Source organism: Streptomyces sp. NPDC096048 (assembly GCF_044763415.1).
Lineage (GTDB): Bacteria > Actinomycetota > Actinomycetes > Streptomycetales > Streptomycetaceae > Streptomyces.
The window spans coordinates 80,228-98,630 of record NZ_JBIWGG010000011.1; the positions used below are offsets into that span (position 1 = coordinate 80,228).

At 71.4% G+C, this 18,403-nt stretch carries 11 protein-coding genes and 1 pseudogene; 7 read left to right on the top strand and 5 right to left on the bottom strand.

Translation table 11 applies throughout. The features are described 5' to 3' along the window. Nucleotides 1-50: 50 nt before the first annotated feature. A pseudogene (locus ACIQ6R_RS28765) lies at nucleotides 51-436 on the top strand (glycoside hydrolase family 3 protein); the annotation flags it as partial. A 152-nt stretch (nucleotides 437-588) separates the two neighbouring features. On the opposite strand, the gene hemE reads toward ACIQ6R_RS28765, so the two are convergent. Then, nucleotides 589-1,656 (bottom strand): uroporphyrinogen decarboxylase, encoded by a 1,068-nt coding sequence (gene hemE / locus ACIQ6R_RS28770; RefSeq protein WP_404182015.1) that lies wholly within the window; start codon nucleotides 1,654-1,656, stop codon nucleotides 589-591. A 150-nt stretch (nucleotides 1,657-1,806) separates the two neighbouring features. Between hemE and ACIQ6R_RS28775 the strand changes: the two genes are divergently transcribed. The 5 genes from ACIQ6R_RS28775 (at nucleotide 1,807) to ACIQ6R_RS28795 (ending at nucleotide 8,509) form a co-directional block, all read left to right on the top strand. Further along, nucleotides 1,807-2,484 (top strand): DUF3000 domain-containing protein, encoded by a 678-nt coding sequence (locus ACIQ6R_RS28775; protein WP_404182012.1) that lies wholly within the window; start codon nucleotides 1,807-1,809, stop codon nucleotides 2,482-2,484. Between the two features lie 367 nt (nucleotides 2,485-2,851). Next, nucleotides 2,852-3,514: a response regulator transcription factor gene (locus tag ACIQ6R_RS28780; RefSeq protein WP_003972894.1), complete on the top strand. Its 663-nt coding sequence runs from the start codon at nucleotides 2,852-2,854 to the stop codon at nucleotides 3,512-3,514. A 178-nt stretch (nucleotides 3,515-3,692) separates the two neighbouring features. After that, on the top strand, nucleotides 3,693-4,979 hold the full coding sequence (locus tag ACIQ6R_RS28785; protein ID WP_404182009.1) for an HRDC domain-containing protein: 1,287 nt from the start codon (nucleotides 3,693-3,695) through the stop codon (nucleotides 4,977-4,979). A gap of 183 nt (nucleotides 4,980-5,162) precedes the next feature. Next, nucleotides 5,163-6,380 (top strand): thiolase family protein, encoded by a 1,218-nt coding sequence (locus ACIQ6R_RS28790; protein WP_404182006.1) that lies wholly within the window; start codon nucleotides 5,163-5,165, stop codon nucleotides 6,378-6,380. Then, nucleotides 6,377-8,509: a 3-hydroxyacyl-CoA dehydrogenase NAD-binding domain-containing protein gene (locus ACIQ6R_RS28795; protein ID WP_404224444.1), complete on the top strand. Its 2,133-nt coding sequence runs from the start codon at nucleotides 6,377-6,379 to the stop codon at nucleotides 8,507-8,509. Before ACIQ6R_RS28790 ends, ACIQ6R_RS28795 begins: the two co-directional genes overlap by 4 nt. Before the next feature lie 119 nt (nucleotides 8,510-8,628). On the opposite strand, the gene ACIQ6R_RS28800 is transcribed toward ACIQ6R_RS28795, so the two are convergent. The 3 genes from ACIQ6R_RS28800 to ACIQ6R_RS28810 are packed head-to-tail and all read right to left on the bottom strand — an operon-like array spanning nucleotide 8,629 to nucleotide 13,204. Then, complete coding sequence (locus ACIQ6R_RS28800) at nucleotides 8,629-10,137, bottom strand: hypothetical protein (protein ID WP_404224446.1); 1,509 nt, start codon at nucleotides 10,135-10,137, stop codon at nucleotides 8,629-8,631. Between the two features lie 46 nt (nucleotides 10,138-10,183). Next, complete coding sequence (locus ACIQ6R_RS28805) at nucleotides 10,184-11,701, bottom strand: hypothetical protein (RefSeq protein WP_404224448.1); 1,518 nt, start codon at nucleotides 11,699-11,701, stop codon at nucleotides 10,184-10,186. A 42-nt stretch (nucleotides 11,702-11,743) separates the two neighbouring features. Beyond that, the gene (locus tag ACIQ6R_RS28810; protein WP_404224450.1) at nucleotides 11,744-13,204 is read right to left on the bottom strand and encodes a hypothetical protein; all 1,461 of its coding nucleotides are present in this window, start codon (nucleotides 13,202-13,204) and stop codon (nucleotides 11,744-11,746) included. A gap of 71 nt (nucleotides 13,205-13,275) precedes the next feature. Between ACIQ6R_RS28810 and ACIQ6R_RS28815 the strand changes: the two genes are divergently transcribed. Next, a complete protein-coding gene (locus ACIQ6R_RS28815; RefSeq protein ID WP_404224452.1) occupies nucleotides 13,276-14,184 on the top strand; it encodes an endonuclease/exonuclease/phosphatase family protein in 909 nt (302 codons plus the stop codon). Between the two features lie 151 nt (nucleotides 14,185-14,335). Here the strand turns inward: ACIQ6R_RS28815 and ACIQ6R_RS28820 are convergent, their stop codons facing one another. Next, nucleotides 14,336-18,292 (bottom strand): CDP-glycerol glycerophosphotransferase family protein, encoded by a 3,957-nt coding sequence (locus tag ACIQ6R_RS28820; RefSeq protein WP_404224454.1) that lies wholly within the window; start codon nucleotides 18,290-18,292, stop codon nucleotides 14,336-14,338. Nucleotides 18,293-18,403: the final 111 nt, after the last annotated feature.

Consider the following 18,403-nt stretch of genomic DNA (forward strand, 5'->3'; position numbering starts at 1 on the left):
GCGTACCCCATTGGTATATACCAAGAGCCACCATGTGAAAGGCGCGGTCGATGGCCTCCAGCAAGCACAGCGGCGAGTCGCGTCGACTCGCGCTCTCCGTCCTGGAACCGGGCTTCGTGGGCACCGAGGCACCCGACCGGGTCCTGCGCGACATCGGGGACGGACCGGCCTCCGGCGTGCTCTTCTCCCGGATGTCGTCACCGTCGAGCAGGTCGCCCGGCTGACCGCGCGACTGCACGACTGCGCGACTGCGCGACTGCGCACGGAGAACCCGGAGTTGGTCGTCGCCATCGGCGAGGAGGCGGGCGACGCCACGCGCATCGAGTCCGCGACCGGGTCGACCCGGCCCGGTGACGTCGCCCTCGGCACCGTCGACGACGCGGAGCCGACCGAGACCGTCGCCGTCGGCCTGGGCCGGCAGTCGCGCCGGTTCGGCGACGTACTGCTCGCCGAGGCGAGGCCCGGCCCGCCCCGGCGCCTACGCCCCTGCCTCGGTACCGCGGGACGCGGAGGCGGCGCCGGGCGTCGGGCGAGACCCCCGGCACCCGTGGGCGCCGGGCGGCCCGGTGGTCGGTGTGTCGGACGCGGTCAGCGTGCGGTCTGGGTGTGCACGTACTCCACGAGGCGGGTCAGCGCGTCCGGGTCGGTGTCGGGCAGGACGCCGTGGCCGAGGTTGAAGACGTGGCCCTCCAGGTCCGCCGCGGCGTCCAGGATCTCACGGGTCTTGGTCTCGACGGCCTGGGGGGTGGAGAAGAGGAGGGCCGGGTCCAGATTGCCCTGGAGCGCCTTGCCGGGGCCGACGCGGCGGGCGGCCTCGTCCATCGGGACGCGCCAGTCGACGCCGACGACGTCCGCGCCGGCCTCGCCCATGAGTCCGAGGAGTTCGCCGGTGCCGACGCCGAAGTGGATGCGCGGCACGCCGTACCCGGCGACGGCCTCGAAGACCTTGCTCGACGCGGGCATCACCGAACGGCGGTAGTCCTCGGGAGACAGCGCGCCGACCCAGGAGTCGAAGAGCTGGACGGCACTCGCGCCCGCCTCGATCTGCACCTTGAGGAAGGCGGCGGTGATGTCGGCGAGCCGGTCCAGCAGGTCGGCCCACAGCTGCGGGTCGCCGTACATGAGCGCCTTGGTGTGCTCGTGGTTGCGGGACGGGCCGCCCTCCACGAGGTAGCTCGCGAGGGTGAACGGCGCACCGGCGAAGCCGATCAGCGGGGTGGCGCCGAGCTCGGCGGTGAGCAGACCGAAGGCCTCGGTGACGTAGGAGACGTCCTCGGGGGTCAGGTCGCGCAGCTGTGCCAGGTCCGCGCGGGTGCGGATCGGGTTCTCGACGACCGGGCCGACGCCCGGCTTGATGTCGAGGTCGACGCCGATGGCCTTGAGCGGGACCACGATGTCGCTGAAGTAGATGGCCGCGTCCACGCCGTGCCGGCGCACCGGCTGGAGGGTGATCTCCGTGACCAGTTCCGGCCGCATGCAGGACTCGAGCATCGGGATGCCCTCGCGCACCTTGCGGTACTCCGGCAGTGAGCGCCCGGCCTGCCGCATGAACCACACGGGGGTGTGCGGCACCGGCTCACGCCTGCACGCCTTGAGGAAAGCGGAGTCGTACGTGGCGGTCGGCTGCTTGCCCGCGGGGCTCTGGTTGGCACTCACACCGGCAAGTCTCGCATGTCGCCGTGACAGCGCCCGACCTCGGGTGGGGCGGCTCCCGCGCGCCCCGCAGGACCGCGTGATCCGGACATCGCGTCCGCACGCGGGTGTCCCTCCCTGCGCCGAGGCGCCGTTCCCCTTAATCTTCCCCGCATGGCTGCGGCTCAGGGACGACTGTCGGACGGCGCTGGCGGAATGGACGAACCGAAGGGTACCGAGGAGGAGGCCCGGCATACGGGGAGTACGGCACCGCCGGCTTTCACGGCCGCCGTGGAGGCGCTCAGGGCCGCGCGGCTGCGGCCGCAGATCGAGGTGGAGGCGGTGCCTGCGCCGAAGCGGCTCGCCCCGTACGCGTACGCCCTGGAGGCCGCGGTCGTCGACGGGGACGAGGACCTGGCGGACGGGCGGCTGGTGCTGCTGCACGACCCGGCCGGGCACGACGCCTGGCACGGCACCTTCCGGCTGGTGACGCTGGTGCGGGCCGAGCTGGAGGCGGAGATGGCCGCCGACCCGCTGCTGCCGGACGTGTGCTGGTCCTGGCTCACCGGCGCGCTCCAGGCGCGCGGGCTGACGTACGGGGAGCCCAGCGGCACGGTCACGCGGGCGAGCTCCCACTATTTCGGGGGGCTCTCGTCGCGCCCGTCCGCCTCGCAGATCGAGATCAGGGCGTCCTGGACGCCGCGCGAAGGGCTGGGCGGTGTCCCGGACACCGCGGCGCACCTCGCCTCGTGGTGCGATCTGCTGGCCCAGGTCGCGGGCCTGCCGCCGGCCGCGCCGGGCGACGCGTCGATCGTGACGCTGCCGCAGCGACGCGGCCCGCAGTCTCGCTGAGCCCAGCCCCTTCCGCTTTCTCTCTCACCGGCGCCCATCCGGTTTCTGTCCCACCGGCACCCATCCGGTTTCTGTCCCACCGGCACCCATCCGGTTTCTGTCCCACCGGCACCCATCCGGCCCGGGAAACGTTCCGTCACTTTGTCGACACGGCCACTTTCGGCCCCGTATCGACAAAGTGCGAAACCGTTCGGTCTTCGAATGATCGACCGCGTGTCCGAATTGCTCGGATTGTTACTCACCAGATCGTGATCATTCTCTAAAGGCGGGCGGCTTCGGTGCCGAAGACGACTGTGACCTTGAAAGCACGGTTCGTCCCGGCTTCACCCCCCACGAGCCGGCCCCGTCCCGCCCCCCAGGAGGCCTGGTGTCCGTTCTCCTCGAGCAGCCTGCAAGCCTGGTCGCCTACCGCCCGAACAAGCCGACCGCCATGGTGGTCGTGGCCGACCCGCGCGTCCGTTCCACCGTCACCCGCCATCTGTGGGCGCTCGGTGTGCGCGACGTCATCGAGGCCTCGTCCGTCGCGGAGGCTCGTCCCCGCATCGGCAACCCCCGCGACATCTGTGTCGCAGACGTCCATCTCCCCGACGGCTCCGGCCTGACCCTGCTGTCGGAGACCCGAGCCGCGGGCTGGCCCAACGGCCTCGCCCTGTCCGCCGCCGACGACATCGGCGCCGTACGCAACGCCCTCGCCGGCGGTGTCAAGGGCTACGTCGTCACCGGCACCCGTACCAACGTCGGGCTTCCCACCCGGCCGGGCGCCGCCCCCATCGGCGCCGCCGCCGCACGCCTGCACCGCCGCCCCCCGGGCGCCCCGAGCCACCCGGGCGGCTACCGCGAGCTCTCCGGCCGCGAGGTGGAGGTGCTCCGACTGGTCGCGGAAGGCCAGTCGAACAAGGCGATCGGCGTCTCGATGGGACTGTCCGCCCTGACCGTGAAGAGTCATCTGGCCCGCATCGCCCGCAAGCTCGGCACCGGCGACCGCGCCGGAATGGTCGCCGTGGCCCTGCGGACCGGCATCATCCACTGACCGCTGCCGATCCCCGACCGCTTCCCCGTCCCTCCCCACCTCCCCCCACCCCTACCCCGACTCTCCCGCCTCCCCCACAGCCGATCTCTCACCGACCTGACTGGTTTACGACCCCCCGGCGCCCGCCGACGGAACGTTCCGTCGGCGGGCGCCGTCGATCCACCGATACCCTTGACAGGTGACCGACGCCCACGAAACCGCAGCAGACCCTTCACTGCGAACCACCGGAGGCGCCCCTCCGGACGACGCCGGATCTTCTGCGAGTCAGGCGCCGACCCCTTTGCTCGAACCACGCGAGGGCATTCCGCAGGTGATCGCCGACGCGGCCGCCCTCGCCGAGGTGACCGCCGCCTTCGCGGCCGGCCGCGGCCCCGTCGCCGTCGACGCCGAGCGCGCCTCCGGCTACCGCTACGGCCAGCGCGCGTATCTGGTGCAGCTGCGCCGGGAGGGCGCCGGGAGCGCGCTGATCGACCCGGTGGCCTGTCCCGACCTGTCCGGCCTGGGTGCGGCGCTCTCCGACGTGGAGTGGGTGCTGCACGCGGCGACCCAGGACCTGCCGTGCCTGCGCGAAATAGGGATGGTGCCCACCCGCATCTTCGACACCGAGCTGGCCGGCCGGCTCGCCGGGTTCCCCCGGGTCGGCCTCGGCGCGATGGTCGAGAACGTGCTGGGCTTCGTCCTGGAGAAGGGCCACTCGGCCGTCGACTGGTCCACCCGCCCGCTGCCCGAGCCGTGGCTGCGCTACGCCGCGCTCGACGTCGAGCTCCTCGTCGACCTGCGCGACGCGCTGGAGAAGGAGCTGGACCGGCAGGGCAAGCTGGAGTGGGCCCGGCAGGAGTTCGACGCGATCGCGTCGGCCCCGCCGCCCGAGCCCCGCAAGGACCCCTGGCGCCGTACGTCCGGCATGCACAAGGTGCGCCGGCGCCGGCAGCTCGCCGTCGTGCGGGAGCTGTGGCAGACCCGGGACCGCATCGCGCAGCGCCGCGACGTCTCCCCCGGCAAGGTGCTCGGGGACGCGGCCATCGTCGAGGCGGCGCTCGCCCTCCCGGTCAACGCGCACGCGCTGGCCGCGCTGAACGGCTTCGGACGGGTCAACCGCAGGCAGCTGGAACAGTGGCAGGTGGCGGTCGACCGGGCCAGGGGCCTGTCCGAGTCGCAGCTGCCGCAGCCCGGCCAGCCGGTGACCGGTCCCCCGCCGCCGCGGGCGTGGGCCGACAAGGACCCGGCCGCCGCGGCCCGGCTCACCGCCGCGCGGGCGGCGGTGACGGCGCTGGCCGAGCGGCTGAACATGCCGCAGGAGAACCTGATCACGCCGGACACGGTGCGCCGGGTCTGCTGGGAGCCGCCGACGCCGGTCGACGCGGAGTCCGTGGGCGCGGCCCTCGCCGGACACGGGGCCCGGCCCTGGCAGGTGGAGCAGGTGACGCCCGCGCTGGTGAAGGCGCTGTCCCAGAGCGTGTCGTAGGAGGGACGGCGGCGAGATCCGGCCAAGATCCAGGGGTGGAGCGGCGACCCGGCGGTGTGACGTTCGCCGCTCCGACCGGGGGGACTGGGCAGCTACGTTACCCACAAGTAGCATGGGCCTGAGCGCGCGCTCAGTACCTGCGTGCCGCAGCAGTGCCATCCCGCACCCTGGAGGAGAGCCATCGTGCCTCGTACCGTCAGGGACGTCGTCTTCGTAGACGGCGTCCGCACCCCGTTCGGCAAGGCGGGCCCGAAGGGCATCTACCACGAAACCCGCGCCGACGACCTGGTCGTGAAGGCGATCCGGGAGCTGCTGCGCCGCAACCCCGGTCTCGACCCCAAGAAGATCGACGAGGTCGCCGTCGCCGCGACCACCCAGATCGGCGACCAGGGCCTGACCATCGGCCGCACCGCCGGCATCCTGGCGGGCCTGCCCACCTCGGTCCCGGGCTACTCGATCGACCGCATGTGCGCGGGCGCCCTGACCGCCGTCACCTCGGTGGCCGGCTCCGTCGCCTTCGGCGCGTACGACGTCGCCGTCGCCGGCGGTGTCGAGCACATGGGCCGGCACCCGATGGGCGAGGGCGTGGACCCGAACCCGCGGTTCGTCAGCGAGAAGCTGGTCGACGAGTCCGCCCTCTTCATGGGCATGACCGCCGAGAACCTGCACGACCGCTACCCGACGATCACCAAGCAGCGTGCCGACGCGTACGCGGTGCGCTCGCAGGAGAAGGCCGCCAAGGCGTACGCCAACGGCAAGATCCAGGCCGACCTGGTGCCGGTCTCGGTGCGCCGCACCAACGAAGAGGCCGGTGAGACGGGCTGGGGTCTGGTCACCGCCGACGAGCCGATGCGTCCGGGCACCACCATGGAGAGCCTGGCGGGCCTGAAGACGCCGTTCCGCGTGCACGGCCGGGTCACCGCGGGCAACGCGGCCGGTCTGAACGACGGCGCCACCGCCTCCCTGATCGCGAGCGAGGACTTCGCCCGCGAGAACAACCTGCCGGTCAAGATGCGCCTCGTCTCGTACTCCTTCGCGGGCGTCGAGCCGGAGGTCATGGGCTACGGCCCGATCCCGGCGACGGAGAAGGCCCTGGCCCAGGCCGGCCTGTCCATCGACGACATCGGCCTGTTCGAGATCAACGAGGCCTTCGCCGTCCAGGTCCTCGCCTTCCTGGAGCACTACGGCATCGCCGACGACGACGCGCGCGTCAACCAGTACGGCGGCGCCATCGCCTTCGGCCACCCGCTCGCCTCGTCGGGCGTCCGCCTGATGACGCAGCTGGCCCGCCAGTTCGAGGAGCAGCCGCACGTCCGCTACGGCCTGACCACCATGTGCGTCGGCTTCGGCATGGGCGCGACGGTCGTCTGGGAGAACCCGCACTTCGAGGGGGACAAGTGAGCACCACCACCGCAGAGCTTCTGAAGGGCGCGGCCGAGCTGTTCCCGGGCGAGGTCGTCACCCAGGCGCACGTACGCCACTTCGACCTCCCCCTCGGTGCCGGGCGCTTCGCCCTGATCACCCTGGACAACGGTCACGACCACACCAAGCCGACCACCCTCGGCCCCCAGTCGCTGGCGAACATCGACGCCGCCATCGACCAGGTCGAGAAGGAGGCCGCGGACGGCGACATCGTCGGCGTCGGCGTCACCGGCAAGCCGTTCATCTTCGCGGTCGGCGCCGACCTCAAGGGCGTCGAGCTGCTCAAGCGGCACGAGGACGCGCTGGCCATCGGCAAGGGCGGCCACGACGTCTTCAAGCGGCTGTCCCAGCTGGCCGTGCCGACCTTCGCTTACTACAACGGTGCCGCGATGGGCGGCGGCGTGGAGATCGGCCTGCACTGCGCGTACCGCACGGTCTCGGCCGCGCTCCCCGCCTTCTCCCTCCCCGAGGTCTTCCTCGGCCTGGTCCCCGGCTGGGGCGGCTGCACCCTGCTGCCGAACCTGATCGGCGCCGACAAGGCCGTCTCGGTCATCATCGAGAACAGCCTCAACCAGAACAAGCAGCTCAAGGGCAAGCAGGTCTACGAGCTCGGCATCGCGGACGCGATCTTCGAGGGCGCGGACTTCCTGGAGCAGTCGCTGATCTGGACGGCGTCCGTCCTCAAGGGCGAGATCGCCGTCGAGCGTCCGGCGATCGACCGCGGCGAGGCCTGGGACCAGGCCGTCGCCAAGGGCCGCTTCGTCGCCGACTCCAAGGTGCACGGCGCCGCCCCGGCCGCCTACCGCGCGCTGGACATCATCGCCGCCGCCAAGAACGGCGACCTCCAGCAGGGCTACGACGCCGAGGACCAGGCGCTCGCCGACCTGATCATGGGCGGCGAGCTGCGCTCCGGCATCTACGCCTTCAACCTGGTGCAGAAGCGCGGCAAGCGCCCCGCGGGCGCCCCGGACAAGTCGCTGGCCCGCCCGGTCACCAAGGTGGGCGTGGTCGGCGCCGGCCTGATGGCCTCCCAGCTCGCGCTGCTGTTCCTGCGCCGCCTGGAGGTGCCGGTCGTCCTGACCGACATCGACCAGGAGCGCGTCGACAAGGGTGTGGGCTACGTCCACGCCGAGATCGACAAGCTGCTCGGCAAGGGCCGCGTCAACCAGGACAAGGCGAACCGGCTGAAGGGCCTGGTCTCCGGCGTCCTGGACAAGGCCGAGGGCTTCGCGGACGCGGACTTCGTCATCGAGGCCGTCTTCGAGGAGATGAGCGTCAAGCAGAAGGTGTTCGCGGAGGTCGAGGCGGTGGCGCCCGCGCACGCGATCCTCGCCACCAACACCTCGTCGCTCTCCGTCTCGGAGATGGCGTCGAAGCTGAAGCACCCCGAGCGGGTCGTCGGCTTCCACTTCTTCAACCCGGTCGCGATCCTCCCGCTCCTGGAGATCGTCCGCGGCGAGCAGACGGACGACGCGTCGCTGGCCACGGCGTTCGGCGTCGCCAAGAAGCTGAAGAAGACCGCGGTCCTCGTCAAGGACGCCCCGGCGTTCGTCGTGAACCGCATCCTGACCCGCTTCATGGGCGAGATCCAGAACGTCATCGACGAGGGCACCCCGGTCGAGGTCGCGGAGAAGGCGGTGGAGCCGCTCGGCCTGCCGATGTCGCCGCTGGTCCTCCTCGAACTGGTCGGCCCGGCGATCGGCCTGCACGTCTCGGAGACCCTCAACCGGGCCTTCCCCGAGCGCTTCACGGTCTCCCCGAACCTCAAGGCGGTCGTCGAGGCGGGCAAGCGCGGCTTCTACGTCTACGACAGCGGCAAGCCCGAGCTGGACCCGGAGGTCGCCGCGCTCCTCAAGCAGGGCGACTCCGTCCTGACCGAGGAGCAGGTCCGCGACCGCGTCCTGGACGCGGTGGCCCAGGAGATCGGCCTCATGCTCGACGAGGGCGTCGTCGCCGAGGCGCAGGACATCGACCTCTGCCTGATCACCGGCGCCGGCTGGCCCTTCCACCTGGGCGGCATCACGCCGTACCTGGACCGCGAGGGCGTCGCCGAGCGGGTGAACGGGAAGCGGTTCCTGGAGACGGGCGTGGCGAGCGTGCCCGCGTAGTCTCCGCCCGCGTCGTCTCCGTACGACGAGGAGAGGGCCCCCGCCGCGCGGCGGGGGCCCTCTCGCGTGCCGTGGGGCGGGACAGTGGCCGTGGGACCGGTCAGTAGCCGTGGGGCCGGTCAGTAGCCGTAGGGCGTCGCGCCCGCCGTCACGTGCGCGACGGCGAAGGGGACCAGCGTGGCGGGGGACTCGTTACCCACCGCGTCCACGGCGAACACCTCCACCGTGTGCCGCCCCTCCTGCCACGGCCAGCCGGAGTCCCAGGCCCAGCGTCCGTCGACCGCGACCGGACTCCCGCCGAGGAGGGTGCCGCCCGCCCTGAACCCCACCTGGGCCGCGCCCTGGGCCAGGCCGGTGAAGCGCACGGCCGACGATCCGATCTGCTCGTACGCCACCGGGGACTGGACCGTCGGCGCCGGCAGGTGACCGCCCAGGGGGGCCGCGTCGAAACGCGCCGTCGGCTGGGCCGGGATCGCGGTACCGGCCGCTGCCGCGGCGCCGGCCACGGTGGTGAACGGGACGAGGACACCCTTGGTGTGGCCTCCGGCGGCGTCCCAGGCGACGGCCTTCACCTGGTGCTTGCCCTTGCTCCAGGGCTTGCTCAGCTTCCAGGACCAGGTGCCGTCCGCGGCCACCGAAGGCGAGCCCAGGAACTTGCCGTGCTCCCACAGGCTCACGCGTACGGCACCGTGGGCGATCCCGGTGAAGTACACACCGTCGGTGGGCAGTTCGGAGTTCGCCACCGGGTGGGTGACCACCGGCAGGGCGAGGGCGGAGGGCTTGTCCCGGGAGGTGTCGGAGAGGTACGCCGTGATGGCCGAGGTGTCGCGGTCGGGTTCCTCGTACCCGTTGCGCACCAGGCCGAGCCGCGGCGGCAGCCCGTCGGCGAGCATGTTGACGAGGCCCATCAGGAAGGGGACGTTGCGCCTGGTGACCTCGGAGTGCTTGGTGATGTAGGGCGACTCGCTGTAGACGAAGTTGAAGTTGTCGTAGCCCTGGAAGAGCCCGATGAACGGCTCGACCTGCTCCGTGTACTGCTCGTCCTGCGGCGAGGAGAGCAGGTAGATGTTGGCCTGCCGGGCGACGCCCGAGCGCACCAGGTCCGGGATGATCGCGTCGAGCGTCCGGACGTGTCGCTCGGGCGTTCCCTCCCCCAGCATGAAGCGGGCGGTCTTCGGGTGGACGGTGCTGATGTAGGTGCCGATGAGGAACTGCGGCACGATGGAGACGATGTTGCCGAACCCGTAGCGCATGCCGAAGTAGAGGGCCGCGCTCCCGCCCTTGGAGCCGCCCCACAGCGTGACGCGGTCCGGGGTCAGGTCGAGGGCGTTCATCACCTTGGAGATGACGCCGATCACGGACTGCTCCAGGGAGAAGTCCATCCCCTCGCACAGGTAGTAGCTCCGCATGCCGTTGAACCGGTCTCGGATCCACAGGATGTTGGCCCGCACCGGGTTGAGGACGCCGTTCGACCAGCCGTAGTCGTCGGTGACGCCGAAGTTGGCGAAGACCACGACGAGATGGCGGTTGCCGCCCTTGGCATGCGTGAAGCGGTACTCGACGGGATAGGCACCGGAGGTGTCGATCCCGTTGATCAGTTCGCGTGCTTGCGACGGTGCTTTGGGCATGTGTGGCTTCCACTCATGAGTTGTTCGGCGGCGGTCGCGGCGGTGGTCAGTACCGCGGCGTGAAGTAGTCGGCCGGTGCGGCCGCGGGGGCGACGGCGAAGGGGACCTGGGCGGGCACGGACTCCGCGCCGTCGGCGTCCACCGCGACGACCTCGACCAGGTGCGGGCCCTGCGGCCACGGGCCGCCCGGCTCCCAGGCCCAGGTCCCGTCCGGCCGGACGCGGTTCGCCCCCAGCAGCACGCCGCCCGCGCGAAAGCGGACCTGCACCGCGCCGGGGGCGATGCCGCGGAAGCCGACCGCCGTCCCTGGCACCTGCTGATGCGCCGCTGGCAGGGACACGACGGGCGGCCGCACGCCCGCGGCCACGGGCCCTGCCGCCGACGCGGCCGGGCCGGGGCCGCCCGGCGTCGGCATGGTGCCGGGCCCGGTGCCGGGCGTCGCCGTGAAGCGGAGCTCCGTCGTCGCCGAGTGGAAGCCCGCCGGGTCCACCGCGAAGATCTTGACGCGGTGCTCGCCCTCGGCCCACGGTCCGGCCGGCGCCCAGGACCAGGTCCCGTCGGCGGCGACCGGCGGCGAGGCCAGGAACTTGCCCTTCTCCCACAGGCTCACCCGTACCGCGCCCGGGGCGAGCCCGGTGAAGGGCGAGCCCGTCCGGGGCAGCTGTCCACCGGCGGCCGGGACGGTCACCACGGGCGGCAGGAACGCCGTGCTCTCCTTGACCTTGGCGGTCGAGCCGAGGAAGTCGTCGATGGCCGACGTGTCCCGCTCCGGCTGCTCGTAGCCGTGCCGGGTCAGACCGAGCCGCGGGGTGATCCCCTCGACCAGCAGGTAGGCGATCCCCATCAGGAGCGGCACGTTCCGCAGGGTCACCTGGTTGTGTTCCCTGATGAACGGGGACTCGCTGTGGAGGTAGTTGAAGTTCGGGTAGCGCCGCAGCAGTTCGAGGAAGGGCTCGACCTGGTCCCGGTACTGCTCGTCCTGCGGCGACGACACGAGGTAGATGTTGGCCTCGGGACTCGCGCCCGCCCTCAGCAGGTCGGGCAGGATCGCGTCCAGGACCCGCGCGTTCTCCTCGGGGAGCCCCTCGCCGAGCATGGAGCGGCCGACCTTGGGATAGACCTCGCGCACGAAGGTGCCGATACGGAACTGGGGCACGCACGCGACGATGTTCCGGAAGCCGTAGCGCAGCCCGAAGTAGAGGGCCGCGCTGGCACCCTTGGAACTGCCCCAGAGCGTCACGTCGTTCGGGGTCAGGCCGAGGGCCGACACGACCTTCGCGATCAGGTCGATGACGGACCGCTCGACGGAGAAGTCCATCTCCCGGCACAGGTAGTACGTCAGTCCACCGTCGAAGCGGTCGCGGATCCAGAGGATGTTGGACCGCAGGTCGTCGAGGGTGCCGGTGGACCAGCCGTAGTCGTCGGGTGCCGCGAGGTTGGCGAAGACGACCGTCAGATGGCGGTTCCCCTTCTTCGCGTGGGTGAAGCGGTACTCGACCGGGCGCGCACCGGACGTGTCGATCCCGGTGACGATCTGACGCGCCTTCGACGCTGCTTTGGGCATGGGCGGCTTTCCACTCGTGGAGTCGTTGTGATCGGCGGGTGCTCAGTACCGCGGCGGCAGGTGGCCGACGGGCACGGACAGGTCCACGACCGTGAAGGCGGCCGGGGCGGGAGCGGACTCCACGCCGTTCGCGTCCACCGCGACGACCTCGACCAGGTGCGGTCCGGCCGGCCACGGCCAGCCCGGGTCCCAGCCCCAGATCCCGTCCGGCGCGACGGCCGCCGCGCCCAGGAGCACGCCGTTCTCCCGGAAGCCCACCTGGGTCGCGCCCGGCGCGGTGCCGTGGAAGGCGACGGACGTCCCCAGTTGCTGCTGCGGGGCCGGCACCGAGACGGCCGGCGGGGCGGGCGCGGCCGGGCCCGCGGCGGGGGCGTCCACCACCGTGAAGGGGACCTCGACCCGGCTGGAGTGGAAGCCCGCCCGGTCCACCGCGAAGATCTTCACCAGGTGGTTCCCCGTGGCCCACGGCTTGGCCGGCTGCCAGGACCAGGTGCCGTCGGCCGCGACCTCCGGGGACGCCAGGAACTTGCCGTCGCGCCACATGCTCACCCGCACCGCGCCCGGGGCGAGCCCGGTGAAGAAGAGACCGGTGGCGGGAGCCTCGCTGTTGAAGCCCGGGGAAGTGACCACCGGCGGCGCGAAGGCGTCGGCGCCCTGGACCTTGGAAGTGGCGGAGAGGTAGGCCTCGATGCCCGACTGGTCGCGGTCGAACTCCTCGGCGGCGTGGCGCACGAACCCAAGGCGGGGGGCGTAGCCGTCGGCCAGCAGGTTCAGCAGGCCGACCAGGGCCGGGACGTTCCGCCGCGTCACCGTGGCGTGGCCGGTGATGGTGGGCGATTCGCTGTACATGAAGTTGAAGTTCTCGTAGCCCTGGAACATGCCGAGGAACGGCTCCACCTGCACGGCGTAGTGCTCGTCCTGCGGCGAGGAGAGCACGTAGATGTTGGCCCCGGGGTTGGCCCGGCTGCGCACCAGGTCCGGCAGGAGCGCGTCCAGGACCCGGGCGTTGTGCGCGGGCGCCCCCTCGCCGAGCATGTAGGCCGAGACCTTCGGGTGCCGCTTCTCCAGGGCGTCGCCGACGAGGAACTGCGGGACGATCCCCACGATGTTCCGGTAGCCGTACCGCAGTCCGAAGTACAGTGCGGCGCTGCCGCCCTTGGAGCCGCCCCAGAGGGTGACCTGGTCCGGGGTGAGCCCCAGCGAGCGCATGACGTTCGAGATGAGGTTCTGCACCGAGTCCGCCAGGCCGAAGTCCATGTTCCGGCACAGGTAGTAGGCGTTCATCCCGTCGAAACGGTCGCGGATCCACAGGATGTTCGCGCGTACGTTGTCGAAGACGCCGTTGGACCAGCCGTAGTCCTCGGGCGCCGAGAAGTTGGCGAACACGACGACGAGGTGGCGGTTGCCGCTCTTGGCGTGGGAGAACCGGTACTCGACCGGGAACGCACCCGACGCCTCGATCCCGTTGAACAGCTTTCGCCCGCTCGAGGGTGCTTTGGACATGTACGGAACTCCAGTTTCGGGGACAGATCGTCGGATTGGCTCCGAATCATCTGATCGGACATGATGTCGTGATGTCTCTCGCGGCCCCTTCGCTCCCGCCCGGCCTTCGCCGGCGTCGCGGGCTGATCGTCTTGGCCTCGGTGCTCGCGCTGTCGGCCGTCCTCGCCGCGGTGCTGGTGCGGGCCGCCACGGGCACGGCCCGGTCCCTGACCGCCGACCGCGCGCTGACGGTGGCGACCTGGAACATGTGCGGCGTCGAGCAGTGGGGCTGCGCGGACACCGGCAGCGCCTCGGCCAAGCGGCTCGCGGTGGAGCGGTTCGTCGACGCCGGGGCCGACGTCGTGCTGCTCCAGGAGGCCTGCGCCACGCACGCCGAGTCGGTGCGCGAGGCGCTCGGCGGTTCCTGGCGGCTGTCCTTCCGGCCCTACACCTGGCGGGACAGCCGCGGGCGCGGCGGAACGATCGACTGTGCGGGAGGCGGCCGGGGCACGGCCGGGCTCGCGGTCCTCTCGGCCCACCCGCTGTCCTCGGTGCGGTCGGTGGCCACGCGCCAGCCCGAGGTGGGACTGCGGCGGGGTGTCCTGTGCGCGACCGTCGCGGCGTTCGACGTCCGGGTGTGCAACGCCCATCTGAGCCTTCCCGGCAGCGACCGGGCGCACCCCGACCGGGAGTACCGCGACGACCAGTTGAAGGCGCTGGTCGCGGCGGTGCCCGGACGGCGCACCGTGTTCGGCGGCGACTTCAACCTGAAGCCGCCGGGTGCCCGCAATCGGTCCGGCTGGGTGTGGCCGTCCGCCGCCTACGGTGCCTTCCGGGAGTGCGACCAGGCTTCCGGCGCCGACCGTTCGGGCCGTCCGACCCATGTGTCCGGTCACAAACTCGACTATCTCTTCACCGGGTTGCCGCGGTCCTCCTGCACGGTGCGCGACACCGGGGTCTCCGACCACCGGGCGCTGCTGATGCGGGTGGACGCCGGCTGAGCCGACGCCGAAGGGGCGCCCGGCTCCCCCACCGCGGACGGGGGGCGGGCCGGGCGCCGGGGAGGCGGACGACGGTGCGGTCATGGGGCGCCGGTGCCTTCCGGCGCGGCCGCGAGCGCCCCGGTACCGCCGCCCGGCCGGGCCGTCGGCGTCATACGATCGCGCCTTCGTAGGTCCGGCCCTCGGGGGCCGGTGCCTGCGCAAACGTTTCGGCGGGCCGGTCGGGCTCCGCCGGCATGAGCTGCGGCAGGTACGGCTGCTCCTGCGCCAGGTGCGCCTGCTGCGGCGTGGTGGTGTGCGCCGGGCCGGGCTGCGCGGGCACCGAACCGACCTGCCGCCCGGCGGCGGCGGGCTCGGGTTGCGCCGAACGGCGCGGTGCGGTGAACCAGTTCCCGGCACTCCCCTGGACCGGTGTCATGGGGCGCCCGGTCTGCCGGGTGTCGACGGTCCCGACGGCCGGGGCCTGGGCCTGCCCGGGCGCGAGGTCACCGCCCGCCACCAGCATCCGGTCGGCGAGCCGCGCGGCGGCGTACCCGTCGTCCAGGTCGCAGAACTCGCGCTGGAACCAGCGGTACCGCTCGGCGTAGGCGTCCTGGATCCGGTCGATCTGCTCGACGGCCGACACCAGGTCCTCGGAGGTGTCCAGGAGGGGGCCCGGGGCGCTGCTCGCGAAGTCGAAGTAGAAGCCGCGCAGGGTGTCGCGGTAGTGGTCCAGGTCGTAGGTGAAGAAGAGGATCGGGCGCCCGGTGTTGACGTAGTCGAACATCAGGGACGAGTAGTCCGTGATCATCACGTCGGTGATCAGGGAGAGGTCGGCCATGTCGGGGTAGTCGGAGACGTCGAAGACGAATCCGTCGCCGGCCCCCGGCACCGGGTCCACGACGTTGGGGTGGCGGCGGACCAGGAGTACGTGCTCGGCGCCCAGCCTGGCGCGGGCGTCCTCGAGGTCGATGCGGAAGTCCAGCTTGTACTTGCCGGGCGCGTAGTACTGGTCGTCGCGCCAGGTGGGCGCGTACATCACGACCCGCTTGCCCTCGGGCAGGCCGATCCGGCGCCGGATCTCCTGCTCCCGCCGCTCGGTGCCGGGCAGACGCAGGATGTCGTTGCGCGGGTAGCCCGACTCCACCATCTCGCCGGGGAAGCCGAAGGCGCGCTGGAGGATCGGGGTGGAGAAGCTGTTGGGCGAGACCAGCATGTCCCAGTTCCGCACCTCCTTCTCGACCCGCTCCAGGTAGCGCTGGTCGGCGAAGTGGATGGACTCGATGTCGTGGCCGATCTTCTTCAGCGGGGTGCCGTGCCAGGTCTGGACGACGGTCTGGCCGTCCCGCTTCTGGAACCAGTCCGGGAGGTGGTTGTTGGCCACGACGTAGCGGCTGGTGGCGAGGGCCTCGTACCACTCGGGCGACCACATGCGGATCGGGATCGCGGTGGGCGGCACCTCCACCTGGTCGTCGCGCACCACCCAGAGCTGTTCGAGGTCGGTACCGCGCCGGAGCAGTTCCTCGTGCAGCGCCCGGGGGCTGTCCGAGTACTGGGTGCCCTTGAAGGCGTCGAAGAGGACGGCGGGGCGCACGCGCTGCCGGCGGGCCGCCGGGTACGCCTTGGTGCGCAGCAGCTTCTGACGGTACGGGCCGCGGGCGTGGTCGGGCATGGCCGAGTGGACCAGCAGGGACAACCGGTCGTACGCCTCGGCCTGGAGGTCGTAGCGCCGCTCGTTCTCCTCGTGCTCCTGGGGGAGGGCGTCGATGATGTCCTGCTCGGTCTTCACCATCAGGTCCTCGAGGCGGTCCTCGCGGGCCACCGCCGAGAGGTCCTGCCGACGCAGGAAGAAGTCCCAGCGGCCGGCCGCGAGCGGGATGTCCCCGGCCAGCGTCCGCATGGCGGCCGGGCTGAGCAGGCAGCGGAACTCGTTGCCGTTCCACTCGATCGGGATCTCGCGCTCGGCGCCGTGCGCCCGCGAGCGGACCACCAGGTGCGCGTCCTGGTACTCCCGAGGCGAGAGCCGGTCAGCGGCCAGGTACCGGCCGTGGATCTCCAGCGAGCCGTCCTCGCGCCAGGCGAACGCCGTCGCCGTGGGCAGGGTGGCCCGCTCGAAGAGCACCAGGTAGCCCGAGCCGTTGCGGTGGACGACGACCTCCCGGTCGCCCTCGCGGGTCTGCAGGGAGGCGGGCATGCGGTAGTGCCCGTCCGGGGTCTCCTCGGCCATGACCGGGTAGATGGCCGCCTTGCGGCCCTCCACGTGGAGGGTCGTCTTCCAGCCGTTGCTGCCCATGCTCCAGGACTGCGGGATGTCCGTGTCGGCCTGGGCGTCGGCCCGGAAGGCCGGCACCAGCGAGCGCAGTGGCAGCCTGGCCGCGAAGGTGCACCAGCCCTCGCCGCCCGGGGTGAAGTACACCCGCCCGTCGTGCTGGCCCGAGCCGCTCAGGCTGGTGACGCGCAGTTTGCCCCACTCGGGCACCTTCGGGCCGAGGTACACCCCGCGCAGCTCCAGCTGGTCCCCGACCACGCGGTGGCCGGTGATCCGGCAGCGCACGATCTCCACCCGCAGCTTCAGCTTGCCCTGGAGGAAGACCGGGAGGATGCGGGTGTTCTTGTCGACGTACCGGTACGGGGGGTTGGCGGCGCTGCCCGCGCCGCCCCGGTCGATGCCGCGGTAGCGGAACAGCCCCCGGCTGAGGACACCGGCGGCCACGTCCCAGGTGCCCTCGACCCACTGGCCCTTGCGCTTGAGGCGGGTCGTGTCGATGCGGGCGTCGAAGCCGGCCCAGTCGTAGCAGTAACGATTCTGGTTGGAGGACTCGGTGGCCTGCGGCGCGTAGGTGGTCTTCGCCGTGGTGATCACCATGCGGCCCTGCTTCTTGTTCCGCAGAGCGATGGCCTTCACCGACATGTGCCGTTTGTGCACGTTGATGTAGCGCACGTACGCGGTCCCGGTGAGGGTCAGCAGGTGGCCGTTGGTGCTCCAGCGGGCCCCGCTGAGCGAACCGTGCAGGGAGAGTTCCTTGTCGAGCCGGAACGCCTTCTTGTCGAGGCCGACCCCGCGGTCCCCGAGGTAGGGGTACTTGAGATAGCGGTGGAAGCGCCGCTGGACCGGCATCGGGCCGCCCCGGCGCTCGAACTCGATGACCTCCATGAGTTCGGGCAGTCGCCACTCGCGCACCAGGAGCCACTTGACCCGGGCGTCCGCGGGCAGTTCGTCGATGATGGTGAGGTCGGTCTCGTCGAGGAACTCGTTGGCCCACTGCATGAACGACTGCCGGTACTCCTCGTCCGCGTCCGGCAGCACCTTGAGGTGCAGCATCAGGTCGGACTTCAGGCAGGCGAGGTCGTACTTGCGCTTGCTCTCCTCGTACTGCCGCGAGCGCCGCTCCGCCAGGAAACGGCTGACCGACCGCACCGCCGCGACCCGGTCGCGCAGGTTGGACAGCTCGGTGTGGCGCTGGGTGATCGACGGCGCGGCCCCGCCCTCGCGCCGGCGCCAGAAGTAGACGATGTCGGTGATGACGTCGACCTTGGCGGCGCGGAAGTGGGCGTACATGTTGACCCAGGAGTCCTCGTACATGACGCCCTCGGGGAACGCTATGTAGTGGTAGTCCCAGAAGGTCCGCCGGAACATCTTGTTCCAGACGGTGCGGTCGTAGATGAGCGCCTCGAACCTGGTGATGTGCGTGCCGCGCCGGTTCTTCTGCATCGGGCCCTTGTGCAGCGGCGACTGCCACTTCTTGGTGGAGTTCATCATCTGCACGTTGCCCGAGACGAAGTCCGAGTCGGACCCCTCCAGGGTGCGGACCAGCAGTCCGTAGGCGTACTCGGGGATGACGTCGTCACCGTCGACGAAAGCCAGGAACTCGCCCTGGGGGTGCATGGCGCGCAGCCCGGTGTTGCGCGCGTGCCCCGGGCCCTGGGGCTCCTGGCGGATCATGCGGAAGCGCGGGTCGGCGGCGCAGAAGTCGGCGGCGATCCGCGAGGAGCCGTCGGTGGAGCCGTCGTCGACGAGGATCACCTCGAAGTCGCGGAACGACTGGCGCGCGATCGACTCCAGGCATTCGGCGAGATAGGCCTCGACGTCCTGAAAGGGCACGACGATGCTCAGACGCGGACGATCCACCAACTCGTACTCCTACCAAGACATTTCGCCCAGCGGGCTCACCAACAGTCCCTACTGGACACCCCACCCCTACCTGGTGCACCCGCGGCCCCCTCAACCGCCTCGGCCTCA

What these genes read in the sequence shown, in the direction of transcription:
- ACIQ6R_RS28775 (WP_404182012.1), top strand. Translation starts at nt 1,807, where the DNA reads ATGGCTGCGGCTCAGGGACGACTGTCGGACGGCGCTGGCGGAATGGAC.
- ACIQ6R_RS28800 (WP_404224446.1), bottom strand. Translation starts at nt 10,137, where the DNA reads ATGCCCAAAGCACCGTCGCAAGCACGCGAACTGATCAACGGGATCGAC.
- ACIQ6R_RS28805 (WP_404224448.1), bottom strand. Translation starts at nt 11,701, where the DNA reads ATGCCCAAAGCAGCGTCGAAGGCGCGTCAGATCGTCACCGGGATCGAC.
- ACIQ6R_RS28810 (WP_404224450.1), bottom strand. Translation starts at nt 13,204, where the DNA reads ATGTCCAAAGCACCCTCGAGCGGGCGAAAGCTGTTCAACGGGATCGAG.
- ACIQ6R_RS28815 (WP_404224452.1), top strand. Translation starts at nt 13,276, where the DNA reads ATGTCTCTCGCGGCCCCTTCGCTCCCGCCCGGCCTTCGCCGGCGTCGC.